This window comes from Staphylococcus sp. EG-SA-17 (assembly GCF_017151845.1).
In the GTDB taxonomy this organism is placed as follows: domain Bacteria; phylum Bacillota; class Bacilli; order Staphylococcales; family Staphylococcaceae; genus Staphylococcus; species Staphylococcus aureus.
Genome location: NZ_JACVZO010000055.1, coordinates 1 through 2,740 on the forward strand (window position 1 = coordinate 1; position 2,740 = coordinate 2,740).

General features: G+C 50.4%; 1 rRNA gene. It reads left to right on the plus strand.

Annotated features, from left to right (window positions below):
• Positions 1-2,739: ribosomal RNA gene (locus IDG65_RS13875) — 23S ribosomal RNA — on the plus strand; the annotation flags it as partial.
• Between the last annotated feature and the right edge of the window lies 1 nt (position 2,740).

A 2,740-nucleotide genomic window follows, 5' to 3' on the forward strand; every position in this document is an offset into this window, starting at 1 on the left:
ACCCGGAGAACTGAAACATCTTAGTACCCGGAGGAAGAGAAAGAAAATTCGATTCCCTTAGTAGCGGCGAGCGAAACGGGAAGAGCCCAAACCAACAAGCTTGCTTGTTGGGGTTGTAGGACACTCTATACGGAGTTACAAAGGACGACATTAGACGAATCATCTGGAAAGATGAATCAAAGAAGGTAATAATCCTGTAGTCGAAAATGTTGTCTCTCTTGAGTGGATCCTGAGTACGACGGAGCACGTGAAATTCCGTCGGAATCTGGGAGGACCATCTCCTAAGGCTAAATACTCTCTAGTGACCGATAGTGAACCAGTACCGTGAGGGAAAGGTGAAAAGCACCCCGGAAGGGGAGTGAAATAGAACCTGAAACCGTGTGCTTACAAGTAGTCAGAGCCCGTTAATGGGTGATGGCGTGCCTTTTGTAGAATGAACCGGCGAGTTACGATTTGATGCAAGGTTAAGCAGTAAATGTGGAGCCGTAGCGAAAGCGAGTCTGAATAGGGCGTTTAGTATTTGGTCGTAGACCCGAAACCAGGTGATCTACCCTTGGTCAGGTTGAAGTTCAGGTAACACTGAATGGAGGACCGAACCGACTTACGTTGAAAAGTGAGCGGATGAACTGAGGGTAGCGGAGAAATTCCAATCGAACCTGGAGATAGCTGGTTCTCTCCGAAATAGCTTTAGGGCTAGCCTCAAGTGATGATTATTGGAGGTAGAGCACTGTTTGGACGAGGGGCCCCTCTCGGGTTACCGAATTCAGACAAACTCCGAATGCCAATTAATTTAACTTGGGAGTCAGAACATGGGTGATAAGGTCCGTGTTCGAAAGGGAAACAGCCCAGACCACCAGCTAAGGTCCCAAAATATATGTTAAGTGGAAAAGGATGTGGCGTTGCCCAGACAACTAGGATGTTGGCTTAGAAGCAGCCATCATTTAAAGAGTGCGTAATAGCTCACTAGTCGAGTGACACTGCGCCGAAAATGTACCGGGGCTAAACATATTACCGAAGCTGTGGATTGTCCTTTGGACAATGGTAGGAGAGCGTTCTAAGGGCGTTGAAGCATGATCGTAAGGACATGTGGAGCGCTTAGAAGTGAGAATGCCGGTGTGAGTAGCGAAAGACGGGTGAGAATCCCGTCCACCGATTGACTAAGGTTTCCAGAGGAAGGCTCGTCCGCTCTGGGTTAGTCGGGTCCTAAGCTGAGGCCGACAGGCGTAGGCGATGGATAACAGGTTGATATTCCTGTACCACCTATAATCGTTTTAATCGATGGGGGGACGCAGTAGGATAGGCGAAGCGTGCGATTGGATTGCACGTCTAAGCAGTAAGGCTGAGTATTAGGCAAATCCGGTACTCGTTAAGGCTGAGCTGTGATGGGGAGAAGACATTGTGTCTTCGAGTCGTTGATTTCACACTGCCGAGAAAAGCCTCTAGATAGAAAATAGGTGCCCGTACCGCAAACCGACACAGGTAGTCAAGATGAGAATTCTAAGGTGAGCGAGCGAACTCTCGTTAAGGAACTCGGCAAAATGACCCCGTAACTTCGGGAGAAGGGGTGCTCTTTAGGGTTAACGCCCAGAAGAGCCGCAGTGAATAGGCCCAAGCGACTGTTTATCAAAAACACAGGTCTCTGCTAAACCGTAAGGTGATGTATAGGGGCTGACGCCTGCCCGGTGCTGGAAGGTTAAGAGGAGTGGTTAGCTTCTGCGAAGCTACGAATCGAAGCCCCAGTAAACGGCGGCCGTAACTATAACGGTCCTAAGGTAGCGAAATTCCTTGTCGGGTAAGTTCCGACCCGCACGAAAGGCGTAACGATTTGGGCACTGTCTCAACGAGAGACTCGGTGAAATCATAGTACCTGTGAAGATGCAGGTTACCCGCGACAGGACGGAAAGACCCCGTGGAGCTTTACTGTAGCCTGATATTGAAATTCGGCACAGCTTGTACAGGATAGGTAGGAGCCTTTGAAACGTGAGCGCTAGCTTACGTGGAGGCGCTGGTGGGATACTACCCTAGCTGTGTTGGCTTTCTAACCCGCACCACTTATCGTGGTGGGAGACAGTGTCAGGCGGGCAGTTTGACTGGGGCGGTCGCCTCCTAAAAGGTAACGGAGGCGCTCAAAGGTTCCCTCAGAATGGTTGGAAATCATTCATAGAGTGTAAAGGCATAAGGGAGCTTGACTGCGAGACCTACAAGTCGAGCAGGGTCGAAAGACGGACTTAGTGATCCGGTGGTTCCGCATGGAAGGGCCATCGCTCAACGGATAAAAGCTACCCCGGGGATAACAGGCTTATCTCCCCCAAGAGTTCACATCGACGGGGAGGTTTGGCACCTCGATGTCGGCTCATCGCATCCTGGGGCTGTAGTCGGTCCCAAGGGTTGGGCTGTTCGCCCATTAAAGCGGTACGCGAGCTGGGTTCAGAACGTCGTGAGACAGTTCGGTCCCTATCCGTCGTGGGCGTAGGAAATTTGAGAGGAGCTGTCCTTAGTACGAGAGGACCGGGATGGACATACCTCTGGTGTACCAGTTGTCGTGCCAACGGCATAGCTGGGTAGCTATGTGTGGACGGGATAAGTGCTGAAAGCATCTAAGCATGAAGCCCCCCTCAAGATGAGATTTCCCAACTTCGGTTATAAGATCCCTCAAAGATGATGAGGTTAATAGGTTCGAGGTGGAAGCATGGTGACATGTGGAGCTGACGAATACTAATCGATCGAAGACTTAATCAAA